Genomic DNA, 15,803 nt, shown 5'->3' with positions numbered 1-15,803 from the left:
GGCCACAATCCCCCGCCGTGGGTGGATGAAGGCATGTGTCCTTCCCAAGGCAGCCGGACGCGCCAGCCCCCTTCCGCCTCCCTGGCGGGGTGGTATGTCGCGCCCCGGCCGTGCGGCGCCCCCGGGCGGCACGGCGACATGTCGTCTCTTTCCTTCCTCCTGGAGTGGACAACGATGGGCAACAAGCTGAAGGCAGTGGTGGTGGGCGCGGTGCTGGGCGTCGCGGGCGCGGCCTTCGCGCAGGGCACGCCGACGACGCCGGCGGCGGGCAAGGCCGACGTGAAGGCGGCGGCCAAGGCGGCGGCGGGCAAGGCGGCGGCCACGGCGGGCAAGACGGAGGTGACGTGGTGGGGCCACGCCGCCTTCGTGGTGAAGACGCCGGGCGGCGCGACCATCGCCATCGACCCGTGGTTCACCAACCCCAAGGCGCCGCAGGGCGCCACGTGGCCGGAGGCGGTGGACGCCATCCTCGTGTCCCACGGCCACTTCGACCACGTGGGTGAGACGAAGGCCCTGGCCCAGAAGACGAGCGCCAAGGTCTACGGCTCCTTCGAACTGGTGAACCTCCTGGGTCTGCCGGAGGCGCAGGGTGTGGGCGCCAACGCGGGCGGGACGTTCACGGTGAAGGACGCCACCATCCACCTGGTGGAGGCGGTCCACTCCAGCAGCTACCAGGCCGACCCCAAGGCCGCGTCGCAGTACGCCGGCGCGCCCCTGGGCTTCGTCATCGAAATCGCCAACGGCCCCACGCTGTACCACGCGGGTGACACCGGGGCCTTCAGCTCCATGGCCCTCATCGCCGAGCAGTTCAAGCCCACCGTGGCCCTGCTCCCCATTGGCGGCCACTTCACCATGGACCCCGCGCAGGCCTCCGTCGCCGCGAAGCTGCTGAAGGTGAAGACCGTGGTGCCCATGCACTACGGCACCTTCCCCGCCCTGGCCGGCACCCCGGACGCGCTCACCACCGAGCTGAAGAAGACCCGGGCCACCACCAAGGTGCTCGCCCTGGAGCCGGGCAAGGCCACCCCGCTGTAGGCCTTCCTGTCGCGAGGGCCTCATCGCGCGCTCGTCCGCCCTGGGTGGACGGGCGCGCTGTTTTTCCACCCGGCATCAGCATCTGTTGCCAGACGCCGCCGTGGGCTTGGGGTCGGGTGGCATCGCGGAAGCGACTGGGTTATTCCCCGCCTCGTGCGCTTCCGGCGGGGTCCGGCCGCGCGCTTTCGAGGGGTGTACCGGTGGCGGTGCTGGTTTTTGGAAGGGGGACCTGGCTGGCCACGCTCCTGACGGATGTGGTCGCCGCGCATGCACGCTCCCCCGTGTCCGTCCCGGCACCTCCGTTTCCGGAAACCGCCTCCGGCCGGGCCCGGGGACGCGCCTTCCTGCGCCGCACGCTGCGCGCTTCCGGGCTCGTCTACGGCACGCCCGTGCCGCTGCCCTCGCCGGTGGATGGCGGTGAGCCCTTCGACGCCCCGGCGCGAGCGGTAGAGGACGAGCTGTTCCACGCCGTGGTGCGCACGCTGGCGCGCATGGCGCTGGACCTGGCGCGGGTGATGGACGCGCCCGAGGGCCCCCGGGTGGAGCAGCTGCTGGTGCTCTTCGCGGTGCTGGCGGGTGAGCTGGACCTGGCGATGGCGCTGGACGCGAGGCTCGCGGCGGGACTGCCGGTGCCCCGGCGGATGGTGGGCCGGGTGGAGGACGCGCTCGACAAGCGGGCGCCGTCGCTGGCCGGTGACCCGGTGTACGGCCTGGTGCTGCACAACGGCGCGCAGTACGCGGACGCGCAGCTGTTCTGCCGGCAGGCCATTGATTTGTTCTCGCGCGGGCGGCTGTCTCGCGCGGTGGTGGAGCGGCGGCGGGACTTCGCGGCGCGGCAGAAGGCGCTGCTCGTGGACGTGCTCACGGCGCTCGCGTGCGTGGACCGCGAGCCCAGCGCGCCCGCGCGCCGCGCCATCCTCCGGCAGGTGGAGGGGCTGAAGCTGCCGCACGCGCTGGAGGGAGAAGTGAAGGCCGCGGTGCGCCAGTCCTTCGAGCGCAAGCGCGACGTGCGGGACGTGGTGCGCCGCGTGCGCAGCGTGGACATGCGCCACCTGTTGCTGGAGCAGGCGCTGCTGGCGGCGCTGGTGGACGGCCGGCGGACGCGGCGGGAGCGGGCCTTCATCGACACGCTGGCGGGCGCGCTGCATGTGCCCCACGCGGAGCTGCGCCGTCTGGAATTGGAGATGGCGGAGTTCTACGCGCGGCACCGCTCGCTGGTGGATGTCTTCACCGTGTCGGACGCGGCGGGCGCCATGGGCGAGGAGCTCATGGGCGGCATGCAGGAGACGCTGGAGAAGAACTTCCACCGGCTCATGCAGGAGGCGCGCGAGACAGGCGACCTGGCGGTGCTGCTCACCAAGGCGGCGAGGCGCCAGAAGCTCACTGCCGACGAGCGCCAGCGCATGCGCGCGCAGCTCATCGACGTGGCGAAGGCCATCCCCGCGCTGGCCATCTTCGCCGCGCCGGGAGGCATCCTGCTGTTGGCGGCGCTGGCGAAGGTGCTGCCCTTCAGCCTGCTGCCCAGCGCCTTCCAGGACGGGCCCGCGGTGGACTCCGACGACGAGGACACCCTGGAGCGCGAGGCCGTCTGAAGTCCCGCGTGAAGCGCGGCGTGAACTACTCCGCCGTGAGCGTGACGCGCAGGTGCTGGGACAGGGGCGTGCCGTAGCGCGACGGAGGAACCCGGCGCACGGTCTTGTCGGTGTCCACGGTCCACTCGGGAGCACCCTGGTGCGGGCCGGCGGCGGGCTCCTCGTCCAGCTCCGTGCCCACGTCCCACAGGTACACCTTGGACGTGATGTCGCCCGTCACGGGGGCATTGGCCTTGTCGAAGAGCGTGATGCCCTGCTCGTCGGGGCCGAAGAACCAGTCATTGGACTGGCCGAACATGGTCGCGAAGGTCAGCCGGTCGCCGGGGCTGGCGTTGAAGGTGAATTCGTAGGCGCGGCCCGGCAGGAGGGGACCGGGGGCGGACGCGTCCACGGGCGTGTTGAAGGTGCCTGACTTGCTCACGCCCGTGGGCGGAGTCGAAGAGAGGGCACTGGCCAGCCGCGAGGCATCGCCCGTCTCCGCGAGCGCCTCCAGTCCCAGGCCCCGGTCCAGCGCGCCTTCCGTGAACAGCGGCGAGGCGGCGTTGTGCACGGCGAAGACGCCCGGTGACAGGGGCGTGGCCACGCCGTTCAGCGGCTTGAGCCAGGTGTCCAGGGCGGTGGCGTCGCCGCCTTCCGCGAGCGTCTCCAGGCCCTGGCCCCGGTCCGGCTGACCCTCGGTGAAGAGGGGCTCATTGCCTGCGCCCACCACCCAGACTCCCGGGGAGATGCGCACGGGCTTGATGCCCTCGGAGGTGCTGAGGGTGTTGCGGTCGTCGGAGACGTTCTCGATGCGCACGGTGAAGCGCTGGGTGGCCGCGTCGTGGGCCAACTGCACGCGGATCATCGATGCGAGCGGGGGCAGATTGAACGTCAGGCCGCTGCTGAGCACGGGCTGCGTGCCCGCGCGCCGCACGTTGTTGGAGTTGAAGTCGTTGATGCCCGGGCCGTCCGTGGAGGTGGCCTGCTTCGGCGCGGTGTGCGCGCCCACGGCGGGCTCCTCGTTCACCTCCGTGCCGGCGTCCCAGAGGACCACCTGCGAGGTGATGTTGCCGATCAGCGGCTGTCCGTCGGAAGAGTAGAGCGGGATGCCCTGGGGCTCGGTGCCGAAGAACCAGTCGTTGGACGCGCCGAACATGGTGGCGAAGGACAGACGGTGGTTGCGGCCCGCGGTGAAGCTGAATTCGTAGGTGTCACCCGGGGCCAGCGGACCTGGGGACGTGCCGCTCACCTTCGTGTCGAACCGGCCGGACTTGAGGTTCTGGAAGGGCGCCACGTTCTCGATGCGCACGCGGAAACGCCGGGAGGACGGGTCGGTGTCGTCGCCAGAGCCGCAGGCGGACAGCGTCAGGAGGCCGAGCGCTGCGCGGGCGGCGCTTCCACGGAAGGAGCGGATGGACATGGGGAGAGTCTCCATGGGCCTCGCCAGAATGCGAAGCCCCGCGAGGTTGCTCCCTCTACGCGGCGGGCGTTCCAGCGGTTACGTCCAGCGCGACCTCCGCGTGCGCGGGCAGGAGCGGCGTGAGGAATGCGGTCAGCGCAGCGAGGTCGCCGGGCCGGGACGCGTGTCCCACGTAGCCATCCGGGCGCACCAGGATGAGTGCATTCCGTCCCGGGACCACGTCGTAGGCACGGTGGGCGTGGACGTCCCTGTCGAACAGGGCCTCGGAGCTGGGGGCCGCGCCCTTTCCGAGAATGTGGACGACGCGCACGGAGTCGCCTGGGCATTCGCGAGCCCATGCCTCGACACCCGCGTGCGCGGGGCCAAAGGCGAGCAGCGTCCAGTGGGGGCCGCGAAACCTGTCCGACAGTCGGACAGGCTCGCCGCGAGCATCCACGCAGGGGGCGTCCGGGGCACGGTCTCCGGCCTGCACCCGGGCCGTGTCGCCGGGGACCTCCGGAGCGAGCGGACCGCCGCGATAGCTCAAGCCCAGCTGCAGCAGCTCGTCGCCGCGGTTCAGTGCCTTCATGCGTCCCTGCCGCATGCCGTCGAACAGCTTCGAGGACAGTCCGAGCACCCGCGCGGCGATGGGCAGCCGCTCCGCCTCGTAGGTGTCGAGCAGGGCAGGGTCCGCGCCCTGGAGCACGTGGCCCAGCTTCCAACCCAGGTTGTAGGCGTCCTGCACGCCGGTGTTGAGGCCCTGGCCGCCGGCGGGAGGGTGCACGTGCGCGGCGTCGCCCGCGACGAACACGCGGTCCACGCGGTAGCGGTCCACCATGCGCACGTTGGGGCGGTACACGGACAGCCAGCTCGCGTCATGCAGCCGCAGCTTGGAACCAGGGCGGGCACCTTCCTGGATGCGCTGGTGGGTCGCGGCCTCGGTGAGCTCCGGCACGGTGCCGCCAGGCTTCACCTGGAGGGCGAGCTGGAAGCGGTCCGGGCCGGGCAGCGGGCACAGCGCCACCATGCCGCCCGTGGCGAAGGGCCACACATGCCAGTGCGTGCGGTCCAATCCGTCCACGCGCACGTCGCCCACGACCATGCGCTCCTCCTCATGGGTGACGCCGTGGAAGGTCAGGCCCAGCTCCTTGCGCACGCGACTGTGTCCGCCGTCCGCGCCCACCAGGTATTCCGCGCGGACGGTCTCCTCCGCGCCGTCGCGTGTGAGGGTGGCGGTGACGCCGCTGTCGTCCTGGGTGAAGCCGGTGAGCGCGGTGCCGAACTCCACCGAGACACCCAGCGACGCCAGCCGGTCGCGCAGGATGCCCTCGGTGCGGGCCTGGGGCACGAGCCAGGGATTGGGGTGGGGCACGTCCGGGGGCACGGCGCGGCGGGCCATCATGGTCCAGCGCCCCACGACGAAGCGCCGCCAATGGATGCGGAGGCGGGGATAGGCATTGCCCGCGGCGAGCACGGCATCGAGCACGCCCAGGTCGTCCAGCACCTCCAGCGTGCGAGGCGAAAGCCCCTTGCCGCGAGAGCCGACGAAGGGACGCGGCGCCGCATCCACGATGCGCACGCGAACGCCCCGGCGAGCGAGGTCGCAAGCGAGCGTCAGGCCTGTGGGCCCTGCGCCGATGACGAGCACCGGCAGGATGTCATGGGACATGGAAGGTCTCCTGTCGCGAGTCAGCGGCGACGGAGACAAGAATGTAAGGGAATGCTTATGTTGTCAGCTTGCGTTCCCGCCCCAGGAGTCCGGCATGCCGCGCGCGAAGCTTTCCCCTCGGAAGACACCCACGCAGGAGCGCTCGCGAGCGACGGTGGATGCGTTGGTGCAGGCGACTGCTGACATTCTGGTGCGCGACGGCTACGCGAAGCTGACGACGAACCGCATCGCGGAGCGGGCGGGCGTGAACGTCGCATCGCTTTACCAGTTCTTCCCCAGCAAGGAGGCGCTGGTGGCGGAGGTGTTACGCCGGCACGTGAAGGAGCAGCGCGCCGCCGCGCGAGAGGTGCTGGCGACGCGAAAGTTCAACACGCTGGAGGACCTCATCCGGACGCTGGTGGCGCTGGGCTTCGCGGCGCACGCGGTGAATCCGAAGCTGCACCACGCGTTGACGGAGGAACTGCCAGCGCGTCCGGCAAGGAAATGGGACCCGGACGACGCGCCCATGCTGGAGGCCCTGAGCAAATTCCGCACGGACGTGCCGGACCCGGAGCTGGCCCTATGGCTCATCGACACGGTGTCCCACGCGGTCATCCACCGAGCCGTGGTGGAGCGCCCCGAGTCCCTGTCCCAGGGGCTGCTCCAGGAGGAGCTGGTGACGCTCCTCCTGCGCTACGTGAAGCGGAAGTGAGCGCCGGGCTTCAGCGCCCCGACGCCTGCGCGTCCACGGCGGCCAGTTCGTCCTTGCTGAGCTTCACCTCCGCGCCCGCGACGTTCTCCTCCAGGTGCTTCACGGAGGACGTGCCCGGGATGGGCAGCATCACCGGCGAGCGCTCCAGCAGCCAGGAGAGGGCAATCTGCGCGGGCGTCGCGTTGTGCTTCTTCGCCACGGAGTCGAGCGTGCTCCCCGGCTTCGCCAGACCGCCCGTCGCCAGCGGGAACCACGGGATGAAACCCAGGTTCTCCTTCTCGCAGTAATCCAGCACCTTCTCGTGCACGCGGTCGGTCAGGTTGTACCGGTTCTGCACCGACACGATGTCCACCACCTTGCGCGCCCGCTCAATCTCCTCCACCGACACCTCCGACAGGCCGATGTGGCGGATCTTCCCTTCCTGCTGCAGCGCCTTCAGCTCACCCAGCGACTCCTCCACCGGGACCTTCGGGTCGATGCGGTGCAACTGGTACAGGTCGATGCGCTCCAGCTTCAGCCGGCGCAGCGACAGCTCCAGCTCCTGGCGCAGGTACTTCGGCGCGCCCACCGGATGCCACTCGTTGGGCCCCGTGCGCACCAGGCCCGCCTTCGTCGCCACCACCACGCCCTTGGCGTAGGGGTGCAGGGCCTCCGCGATGATCTCCTCGCTGACGTAGGGGCCGTAGGAGTCCGCCGTGTCGATGAAGTCCACGCCCAGCTCCAGCGCGCGGCGCAACACGCGCACCGCCTCCGCCCGGTCCTTGGGCGGGCCCCAGATGCCAGGGCCCGTGAGCTGCATGGCGCCGTAGCCCAGCCGGTGGACGGGCAGGTCGCCGCCCAGCTTGAAGGTGCCGCTCTTCTCCGCGGGTCGCGTCGAGGTTCCGCTCATGAGTGCTTCCTCCGTGCAGATGAACGCCAAAATGGATGCATGTGCAGCAAATGCGTTTCAGGCCGTCCGGTACCGCCCGGCCAATGCGTGGGTCGCACCACGCAGCAATCCGGCCTCCGCCTTCTCCAGGGCCGTGAGGGCCTCCGCGGCCTCCAGTCCCGGAACGCAGACCGTCTCACCGCGCTCCAGCGCGACGAGCGACGCCGTGACGACGTCCTCCGGCGACATGGTGCCGGGATAGCCGCCGTTGAACTCCGTGAAGGTCATGCCCGGGCAGACGACCTGCGCCACCACGGGCGTGCCGCGCAGCTCTCCCGCGAGCGTGCGGGTGAAGTGGACGAGGAACGCCTTCGCGCCCGCGTAGGTGGCCCGGTGGGGCAGGGGACCCGGTGGCATCGCGCCGGAGAAGGCGAGCAGGGAGGCGACGTTGATGACCGCGCCCTTGCCCCGCGCCAGCATGCCGGGCAGCGCCGCGCGCGTGGCCAGCATCGGCGCCATCATGTGCAGGTTCGCCAGGCCCTCCAGCGCCGCGGGCTCCACCTGCGCGAAGGGGCCATAGCCACCCACGCCCGCGTTATTGATGAGCAGGGTGAGGTCGTCACCCGCCGCGCGCCCGGCCACCCGCTGGAGGTCCGCGTGCACCGTGAGGTCCGCCCGCAGCACCTCCGCGCGGATGCCATGCGCCGCCGTCAGCTCCGCCGCCAGCGCCTTCAGCCGCTCCTCCCGCCGAGCGACGAGGACCAGGTCATACCCAAGCGCCGCCAGCCTTCGGGCATACACCGCGCCGATACCCGCGGACGTACCCGTCACCAATGCTGTCCCTCGACTGCCTGCCATGCCTGCTCCCTGAAGGGGTGAAGGGGGCGCGTCCTACTTCGACGCAATGAATGCTGGAGATGGGGACTGCCGGCGCGAAGCGCATGCCGATGGGCCGCACCCTCGGCCGCTGGGTAACGAGGGGCGTTCGACCGTGCAAGCGGGATGCAGGCCCAGAGGGCGTCAAAATGACGGAGGCGGTCCAGCGCGCAACGGTCGATCACCGTGGGTGCACGTTTCCGCCCGAAGCAGGGGCGAAGTCCCCGCCGCGACGCACCGAAGAAACCTGTCCGACAGTCGGACAGGTTTTGAAGCGCCGTGGCCAGGGGGCCAGCGCTCCGCCCGGGGCCGCACGAACCTGTCCGACAGTCGGACAGGTTTTGGGGAGCCGCGGCCGGTGGCGCGCCTTCAGCCCAGCGCCTTGACCGTCGGCTCCGGCGTGTCGCGGAACTGCTGGTGATACAGCTCCGCGTAGAGCCCGCCCTTCGCGAGCAGCTCCTCGTGGTTGCCCCGCTCGGCCACGGTGCCGTGCTCCAGCACCAGGATGAGGTCCGCGTGGCGGATGGTGTTGAGCCGGTGCGCGATGACGATGCTCGTGCGGCCGGACAACAGTTGCCCCAGCGCCAACTGGATGAGCGCTTCCGTGCGCGTGTCGATGTTCGCCGTCGCCTCGTCCAGGATGAGCACCCTCGGATTGGCGATGACCGCGCGAGCGAACGCGAGCAGCTGCCGCTGCCCCTGACTGAGCGTCGCGCCGCCTTCGCCCAGCACGGTGTCGTAGCCCTGCGGCAACTGGGTGATGAAGTCGTGCGCGTGCACCGCCTTCGCCGCCGCCTCCACGTCCTCGCGGGTGGCGCCCGGCTTCCCATAGGCGATGTTGTCCACCACCTTCCCGCTGAAGAGGAAGGGCTCCTGCAGCACCATGGCCATCTGCCGGCGCAGGCTGCCGCGCGTCACCTGGCGCACGTCCTCGCCGTCCACGCGCACCGCGCCCCCCGTCACGTCGTAGAAGCGCGGCACCAGGCTGGCCACCGTCGTCTTGCCCGCGCCCGTGCGCCCCACCAGCGCCAGCGTCTGGCCGGGCTCCAGGTGGAAGGACACGTCGCGCAGCACCGGCCTCGACGCGTCGTACCCGAAGGACACGCCCTCGAACACCACCTGGCCCTGGAGCGACCCCAGCTCCACCGCGCCCGCCACGTCTGGCGGCTCCGTTGCCTCGTCGAGGATGGAGAAGATGCGCTCCGCCCCCGCCAGCGCGGACTGCATCAGCGCGGCCACGGACGCGGCCAACTGCACCGGCCGGAAGAACTGCTGCACGTAGATGAGGAACGCCGCCACGCCGCCCACCGTGAGCTGCCCACTCAGCGCCAGCGCGCCGCCGTATCCAATCACGAGCGCCGTGGACAGCGTGGAGAGCAGGTCGATGGCCGGCGAGAACGCGGACGTGATGCCCACCGCCGCCACGTTCGCGTCGCGGTTGGCCGCGTTGCGGTCGCGGAAGCGCTCGATGTTCTTCTCCGTGCGGTTGAACGCCTGCGCCTGCCGCACGCCGCCAATCTCCTCCTGGAGGTTCGCCGTCACGTCGCCCACCGTCTGCCGCGTCTTGCGGTAGGCATTGCGCGCCCGCGACGCGAAGAACCACGTGGTGAGCACGATGGCGGGGATGAGGGAGAAGCACGCCAGCGCCAGGCGCCAGTTGAGCGCGAACATCGCGACGAGCACGCCCACCAGTCCCAGCAGCGACCCCAACAGCTGAGTCAGCCCCTGCGCGAAGAGCTGGTTGAGCGTGTCCACGTCGCTGAGCAGCCGGCTCATCAGGTCGCCCAGCGGCCGCCGGTCGAACCACGACAGCGGCAGTTGCTGGAGCCGCGCGAAGAGGCGCTGGCGCAAATCCGACAGGACGTGCTGCCCCGTGTGGCCCACCCGCCGCGTCTGCGCCTGCTGCGTCAGCACGCCCACGACGTAGACGACGAACAGCACCCCCAGCGTCCGCAACAGCCCCCAGCCGTCTCCCGAGCCGATGTCGTGGTCGATGGCCCGGCTCATCAGGTACGGCCCCAGCGCCTGGCACGCCGCGCCCACCAGGATGAAGGCCATCGCCACGGTGAGCGTGCCCGCGTGCGGACGCAGCTCGCCCAGCAGCCGGCGCAGCACCTTCCCGCGGTGCTGCGCCCGGCCCGTCTCCAGCTCCGCCATCGCCTCGATGCTTCCAGGCCGCCTCATGCCACCTCCTCCTGGCGCGGCGGCAGCAGCTGCGACCCGAGGATGTCGTTGTACAGCTCGCTGGTGGCCTTCAGCTCCTCGTGACGTCCCTTCGCGGCGATGCGCCCCTCGTCCAACACCAGGATGAGGTCCGCGTCCCGCACGGTGCTGATGCGCTGGGCGATGACGATGGCCGTCCTGCGCTTGTCCCGCATCAGCGCGTCCAGCGCTCCCTGGATGGCGGTCTCCGTGCGCGCGTCCACCGCGGACGTGCTGTCGTCCAGGATGAGCAGTCTCGGATCCGTGAGCAGCGCCCGCGCGATGGCCAACCGCTGCCGCTGCCCGCCGGACAGCCCCACGCCGCGCTCGCCCACCACCGTGTCGTAGCCCTGGGGCAGCTCGCGGATGAACTCCGCCGCCTGGGCCGCCTCCGCCGCGGCCTCCACCTGGGCCTGCGTCGCCTCCGGGCGCCCGTAGGCGATGTTCTCCCGCACCGTTCCGGAGAACAGCAGCGCGTCCTGGAGCACCACGCCCATCTGCGAGCGCAGGCTCGCGAGCGTCACGTCCCGCACGTCGTGCCCGTCCAGCAGCACCGCGCCCCCGGTGACGTCGTAGAAGCGGGGCAGCAGGTTGATGAGAGTGCTCTTGCCGGAGCCGGTGGTGCCCAGCACCGCCACCAGCTGCCCGGGCTCCAGCGTCACGCTCACGCCGCACAGGATTTCGCGCTCGCTGCCCGCGTAGCGGAAGCGCACGTCTCGCAGCTCGATGCGGCCCTGCAACGGAGGCAACGGAAGTGCGCCCGGACGGTCCGTCACCTCCACCGCCGTGTCGAGCAGCTCGAAGACGCGCTGCGCGGACGCGCTCGCTCGCGACATGCTGGCCGCGAAGAAGCCCAGCGTCATCAGGGGCATCAGCAGGAAGGCCAGGTAGCTGGTGAAGGCCACCAGCTCTCCCAGCGTCAGCTCCTGATGGAGGATGCGCCAGCCGCCCACGCCCACCACCATCAGCGTGCCCAGGTTGGCGAAGAAGGTGACGAAGGGGAAGTTGGCCGCCAGCGCGTCCACCACCCGCAGGTTCTTGTCCTTCAACTCCGCGTTGGTCTTCCCGTAGCGCTCCAGCTCCCGCGCCTCGCCGGAGAAGGCGCGCACCACACGCAGCCCGCGCAGGTCCTCCTGCAGCGTGCTGTTGAGCGAGCCCAGCAGCGCCTGCAACTGTCCGAACAGCGGACGCATCCGCTGCATGAACCGGCGCAGCACCCACAGGATGGGCGGCACGGTGCTCAGCGCCGCCAGCGCCAGCACCGGATCCAGGTACAGCAGCAGCCCCGCGCAGCCCACCAGCATCGCCGCCGCCGCGGCGAACTGCACCACGCCGCTGCCCACGAAGGTGCGCACCGCCTCCACGTCGCTCGTCAGCCGCGTGAGCAGCTGCCCCGTCTGTGCCTGGTCGTAGTAGCTGAAGGACAGCCGCTGGATGCGCGCGAAGAGCGCGTCGCGCAGGTCGAACGCCACGCCCTGCGACGCGCGCTCCGCCAGGTAGCCCTGCAGGAAGTTGAACAGGCCGCGCCCCAGCGCGATGGCGACCAGGCCTCCCACCGCCAGCCACACGGGCTGTATCTCCCCACGCGCGAGCCCGTGGTCGATGGCGATGCGGATCATCTGAGGCGCGCCCAGGTTCGCCACGGAGACGAGCAGCAGCGACAGCAGCGCCCCCAACGCCTCCAGGCGGTAGCGGCGCAGATATCCCAATGCCCGCAGGATGGGCGGACGGCCGGATGCGGGTTGCGCGGACGTGCTCACGTGAGACCTGGACCCCTGCCTCCCCGCCCGGGAAGGCGCGCGCATGATGGGCGCCCCCACGCGCCGCTTCAAGCATCACGCGTGTCGCGAAACGACGGTTGCGCGCCGCGCCACGGCCCGTTACGTGGGCCGCCTTTCGTCCCGCTTCGTCACGAGGTGAACGTCATGGAATACCGGCAGCTGGGTGGTTCTGGTTTCAAGGTCCCCGTCCTCAGTCTGGGCACGGGCACGTTCGGTGGCTCGGGTGAGTTCTTCAAGGGCTTCGGCTCCAGCGACGTGAAGGAGGCCACGCGGCTCGTGGACATCGCGCTGGACGCGGGCGTGAACATGTTCGACTCCGCGGACGGCTACTCCGCGGGGCTCGCGGAGGAGATTCTGGGCAAGGCGCTGGAGGGCCGGCGCGACAAGGCCATCATCTCCACCAAGGCCACCTTCCGCGCGGGCACGGGGCCCAACGACGTGGGCTCCTCGCGCTTCCACCTCACGCGCGCCGTGGAGGCCGCGCTGCGCCGGCTGAAGACGGACTACATCGACCTGTTCCAGCTCCACGCCTTCGACGCGGTGACTCCCGTGGAGGAGGTCCTCAACACGCTGGACGGCTTCGTGCGCGCGGGGAAGATCCGCTACCTCGGCTGCTCCAACTTCTCCGGCTGGCACCTGATGAAGTCGCTGGCCGTGTCGGAGCGCTACAACCTGGCGCGCTACGTGGCCCACCAGGCCTACTACTCGCTCGTGGGCCGCGACTACGAGTGGGAGCTGATGCCGCTCGCGCAGGACCAGAAGGTGGGCGCGGTGGTGTGGAGCCCGCTGGGCTGGGGCCGGCTCACCGGCAAGCTGCGCCGGGGCGCGCCGAAGCCGGAGACAAGCCGCCTGAACAACCCCGCCACCGCGGCCGGCGGCCCGCAGGTGCCGGAGGAGTACCTCTTCAAGGTCGTGGACGCGCTCGACGCCGTGGCCCAGGAGACGGGCAAGACGGTGCCGCAGGTGGCGCTCAACTGGGTGCTCCAGCGGCCCACCGTGTCCAACGTCATCATCGGCGCGCGCACGGAGGAGCAGCTGCGCCAGAACCTGGGCGCCATCGGCTGGAACCTCACGCCCGCGCAGGTGGCCACGCTGGACGCCGCCAGCACCACGCCCTGGCCGTACCCGTACTTCCACCAGCGGCAGTTCCACGAACGCAACCCGTTCCCCGTGACGTGAGCGGGGCGTGAAGCAGGAGCCGGCCAGGGCCTGGGGCCGGCCGCCTCCGTCCCGGGGGCAGATTCGCTGCCTCCGGGGGCGATGCACCTCACCCACGAGAACGTTCCGGTTCGCGTGGAGGCGCGCTCGCTCATGTCCCTCAAGGAATACAAACCCGGCAGTCCCTTCCCCGGCGTCATCGGACGCACCTGGGAGCAGTCGTCTCCCGCGTGGCCAGCGCCCCTTCGCTCGAAGCCCGGCGCGCCCAACGTCCTGTTCATCATCCTGGATGACATGGGCTTCGGACACCTGGGCTGCTACGGCTCGCCCATCCGCACGCCAAACCTGGACCGGCTGGCGCAAGGCGGGCTGCTCTACAACAACATGCACACCACCGCGCTGTGCTCGCCCACGCGCTCGTGTGTCCTCACCGGCCGCAACCACCACTCCAACGGGATGGGCACCATCACCGAAACGTCGCTGGGCTACCCCGGCTACAACGGCACCATCCCCTTCGAGAATGGCTTCCTCTCCGAGATGCTGATGGAGGCCGGCTACAACACGTATGCCATTGGCAAGTGGCACCTGACCCCCGCGGAGCAGACGAGCGCCGCCGGGCCGTACTCGCGCTGGCCGCTGGGCCGTGGCTTCGAGCGCTTCTACGGCTTCCTGGGCGGAGACACGCACCAGTACTACCCGGACCTCATCCACGACAACCACGCCATCCGCCCGTCCGGCACTCCCGAGGAGGGCTACCACCTCACGCCGGACCTGGTGGACCGCGCCATCGACTGCATCGCGGACACCAAGCAGGTCGCGCCCGACAAGCCCTTCTTCCTCTACTTCGCCACGGGCGCCATGCACGCGCCCCACCACGTCCCCCGCGAGTGGGCGGACGCCTACGCGGGCAAGTTCGACGACGGCTGGGACGCCTACCGCCAGAAGGTGTTCCAGCGGCAGCTGGAGCTGGGCGTGGTTCCCCGGGGCACGCAGCTGTCCCGGCATGACCCGGACGTGCAGGAGTGGGGCTCGCTGCCCCCGGAGGAGAAGCGCCTCTACGCGCGGATGATGGAGGTGTTCGCGGGCTTCCTGGAGCACACGGACCACCACATCGGCCGGCTGCTGAAGTTCCTGGAGGACACCGGCGAGTTGGACAACACGCTCATCATGGTGCTGTCCGACAACGGGGCCAGCGCGGAGGGCGGGCCACACGGCTCCGTGAACGAGCTGAAGTTCTTCAACAACGCGCCGGAGTCCCTGGAGCAGAACCTGGCGGCGCTGGATGAACTGGGCGGCCCGAAGCACTTCAACCACTACCCGTGGGGCTGGGCCTGGGCGGGGGACACGCCGTTCCGCCGCTGGAAGCGGGAGACGTACCGAGGCGGCACCACCGACCCGTTCCTCGTCCACTGGCCCCAGGGCATCCAGGCGAAGGGCGAGGTGCGCACGCAGTACGCGCACGCCATCGACATGGTGCCCACGGTGCTGGACTGCCTGGGCCTGGAGCCGCTGGCGGAGATCCGCGGCGTCACCCAGTCACCCCTCGAGGGCGTCAGCCTCAAGCACACGTTCAACGACGGGGACGCGCCGAGCCGCCACCGCACGCAGTACTTCGAGATGTTCAGCTCGCGCGCCATCTACCACGACGGCTGGCGCGCGGTGTGCCCGTTCCCCGGCCCGTCCTTCACGGAGGCCGGAGAGGCGTTCGGCCAGTCGCTGCTCGACGAGGACCGGCTGCGCGAGCTGGATACGCACGGCTGGGAGCTGTACCACGTGGCGCAAGACTGCTCCGAGACGCGGAACGTGGCGGAGGAGCACCGGGGCAAGCTCATCGAGATGATCGCTCTCTGGTACGCGGAAGCGGGGCGCTACCAGGTGTTCCCGATGGCGTCGCCCAGCTTCGCCGTGTTCGCCACGGAGCGCCCGCAGCTCACGAAGGACCGCACGCGCTACGTGTACCGGCCGCACACGTCCCCCGCGCCGGAGAACGCCGCGGTGCACGTGCTCAACCGGCCGCACACCATCACCGCCGACGCGGAGGTGAAGCCCAACACGGAGGGCGTGCTGCTCAGCCACGGCGGCCTCACCGGCGGCTACACGTTCTTCATCCAGGGCCGGAAGCTGCACTACGCCTACAACTACCTCGGCGAGCAGGAGTTCCACATCGAGTCGGCGGTGGACGTGCCGGAGGGGCGCTCGGAGCTGAGGTTCGAGTTCGAGCCCACCGGCAAGGCGGAGCCCGCCGTGGGGAGGGGCACCCCCGGACGCGGCCGGCTCTACATCAACGGGGACCTGGTGGCGCAGAGCACCATCGACGACACCATGCCGGTGGCCATCAGCCTGGGGGAGGGGCTCACCTGCGGCCGGGACGAGCAGTCATCCGTGAGCAAGCGCTACGCCGCGCCCTTCGAGTTCACCGGCACGCTCCATCAGGTGACCGTGGACGTCGCCGGGGAGCATGTCCGTGACCTGCAGGCCGAACAGAAGGAAGCCCTGTCGAAGCAGTGAAACGAAAAAGGCCCGGACGGGAGCAAAAGGGCTCCCATCCGGGCC

11 protein-coding genes are annotated in these 15,803 nt (G+C 70.5%); 5 read left to right on the top strand and 6 right to left on the bottom strand.

The genetic code is table 11. The features are described from left to right. Nucleotides 1-174 precede the first annotated feature (174 nt). Together D7X30_RS05365 and D7X30_RS05360 are read left to right on the top strand one after the other, a co-directional pair. Nucleotides 175-1,035, top strand: a complete 861-nt coding sequence (locus D7X30_RS05365) for a metal-dependent hydrolase (protein WP_120561782.1) — start codon at nt 175-177, stop codon at nt 1,033-1,035. A gap of 200 nt (nt 1,036-1,235) precedes the next feature. After that, nucleotides 1,236-2,627, top strand: a complete 1,392-nt coding sequence (locus D7X30_RS05360; protein ID WP_233591410.1) for a TerB family tellurite resistance protein — start codon at nt 1,236-1,238, stop codon at nt 2,625-2,627. Between the two features lie 25 nt (nt 2,628-2,652). On the opposite strand, the gene D7X30_RS05355 is transcribed toward D7X30_RS05360, so the two are convergent. Together D7X30_RS05355 and D7X30_RS05350 are read right to left on the bottom strand one after the other, a co-directional pair. Further along, the gene (locus D7X30_RS05355; RefSeq protein WP_120561781.1) at nt 2,653-4,026 is read right to left on the bottom strand and encodes a spondin domain-containing protein; all 1,374 of its coding nucleotides are present in this window, start codon (nt 4,024-4,026) and stop codon (nt 2,653-2,655) included. Between the two features lie 55 nt (nt 4,027-4,081). Further along, complete coding sequence (locus tag D7X30_RS05350; RefSeq protein WP_120561780.1) at nt 4,082-5,674, bottom strand: FAD-dependent oxidoreductase; 1,593 nt, start codon at nt 5,672-5,674, stop codon at nt 4,082-4,084. Between the two features lie 94 nt (nt 5,675-5,768). Here D7X30_RS05350 and D7X30_RS05345 point away from each other — a divergent pair, with 94 nt between their 5' ends. Continuing rightward, on the top strand, nt 5,769-6,365 hold the full coding sequence (locus D7X30_RS05345; protein ID WP_158619209.1) for a TetR/AcrR family transcriptional regulator: 597 nt from the start codon (nt 5,769-5,771) through the stop codon (nt 6,363-6,365). A gap of 10 nt (nt 6,366-6,375) precedes the next feature. Here the strand turns inward: D7X30_RS05345 and D7X30_RS05340 are convergent, their stop codons facing one another. From D7X30_RS05340 to D7X30_RS05325, 4 genes are all read right to left on the bottom strand, one after another. Continuing rightward, a complete protein-coding gene (locus D7X30_RS05340) occupies nt 6,376-7,254 on the bottom strand; it encodes an aldo/keto reductase (protein WP_120562554.1) in 879 nt (292 codons plus the stop codon). A gap of 57 nt (nt 7,255-7,311) precedes the next feature. After that, complete coding sequence (locus tag D7X30_RS05335) at nt 7,312-8,091, bottom strand: SDR family oxidoreductase (RefSeq protein WP_120561779.1); 780 nt, start codon at nt 8,089-8,091, stop codon at nt 7,312-7,314. 387 nt (nt 8,092-8,478) lie between these two features. After that, the gene (locus tag D7X30_RS05330; RefSeq protein ID WP_120561778.1) at nt 8,479-10,293 is read right to left on the bottom strand and encodes an ABC transporter ATP-binding protein; all 1,815 of its coding nucleotides are present in this window, start codon (nt 10,291-10,293) and stop codon (nt 8,479-8,481) included. Further along, complete coding sequence (locus D7X30_RS05325) at nt 10,290-12,071, bottom strand: ABC transporter ATP-binding protein (RefSeq protein WP_120561777.1); 1,782 nt, start codon at nt 12,069-12,071, stop codon at nt 10,290-10,292. The genes D7X30_RS05330 and D7X30_RS05325 overlap by 4 nt, the downstream gene beginning before the upstream one ends. 165 nt (nt 12,072-12,236) lie before the next feature. Between D7X30_RS05325 and D7X30_RS05320 the strand changes: the two genes are divergently transcribed. Then, nucleotides 12,237-13,271 carry an aldo/keto reductase gene (locus tag D7X30_RS05320; RefSeq protein ID WP_120561776.1) on the top strand — a complete coding sequence of 345 codons (1,035 nt, stop codon included), beginning with the start codon at nt 12,237-12,239 and terminating at the stop codon, nt 13,269-13,271. Between the two features lie 132 nt (nt 13,272-13,403). After that, nucleotides 13,404-15,758 carry an arylsulfatase gene (locus tag D7X30_RS05315; RefSeq protein WP_120562553.1) on the top strand — a complete coding sequence of 785 codons (2,355 nt, stop codon included), beginning with the start codon at nt 13,404-13,406 and terminating at the stop codon, nt 15,756-15,758. Nucleotides 15,759-15,803 lie beyond the last annotated feature (45 nt).

This window comes from Corallococcus sp. AB011P (assembly GCF_003611605.1).
Taxonomy (GTDB): Bacteria; Myxococcota; Myxococcia; order Myxococcales; family Myxococcaceae; genus Corallococcus; species Corallococcus coralloides.
This window is presented reverse-complemented; position numbering and strand designations above follow the sequence as displayed.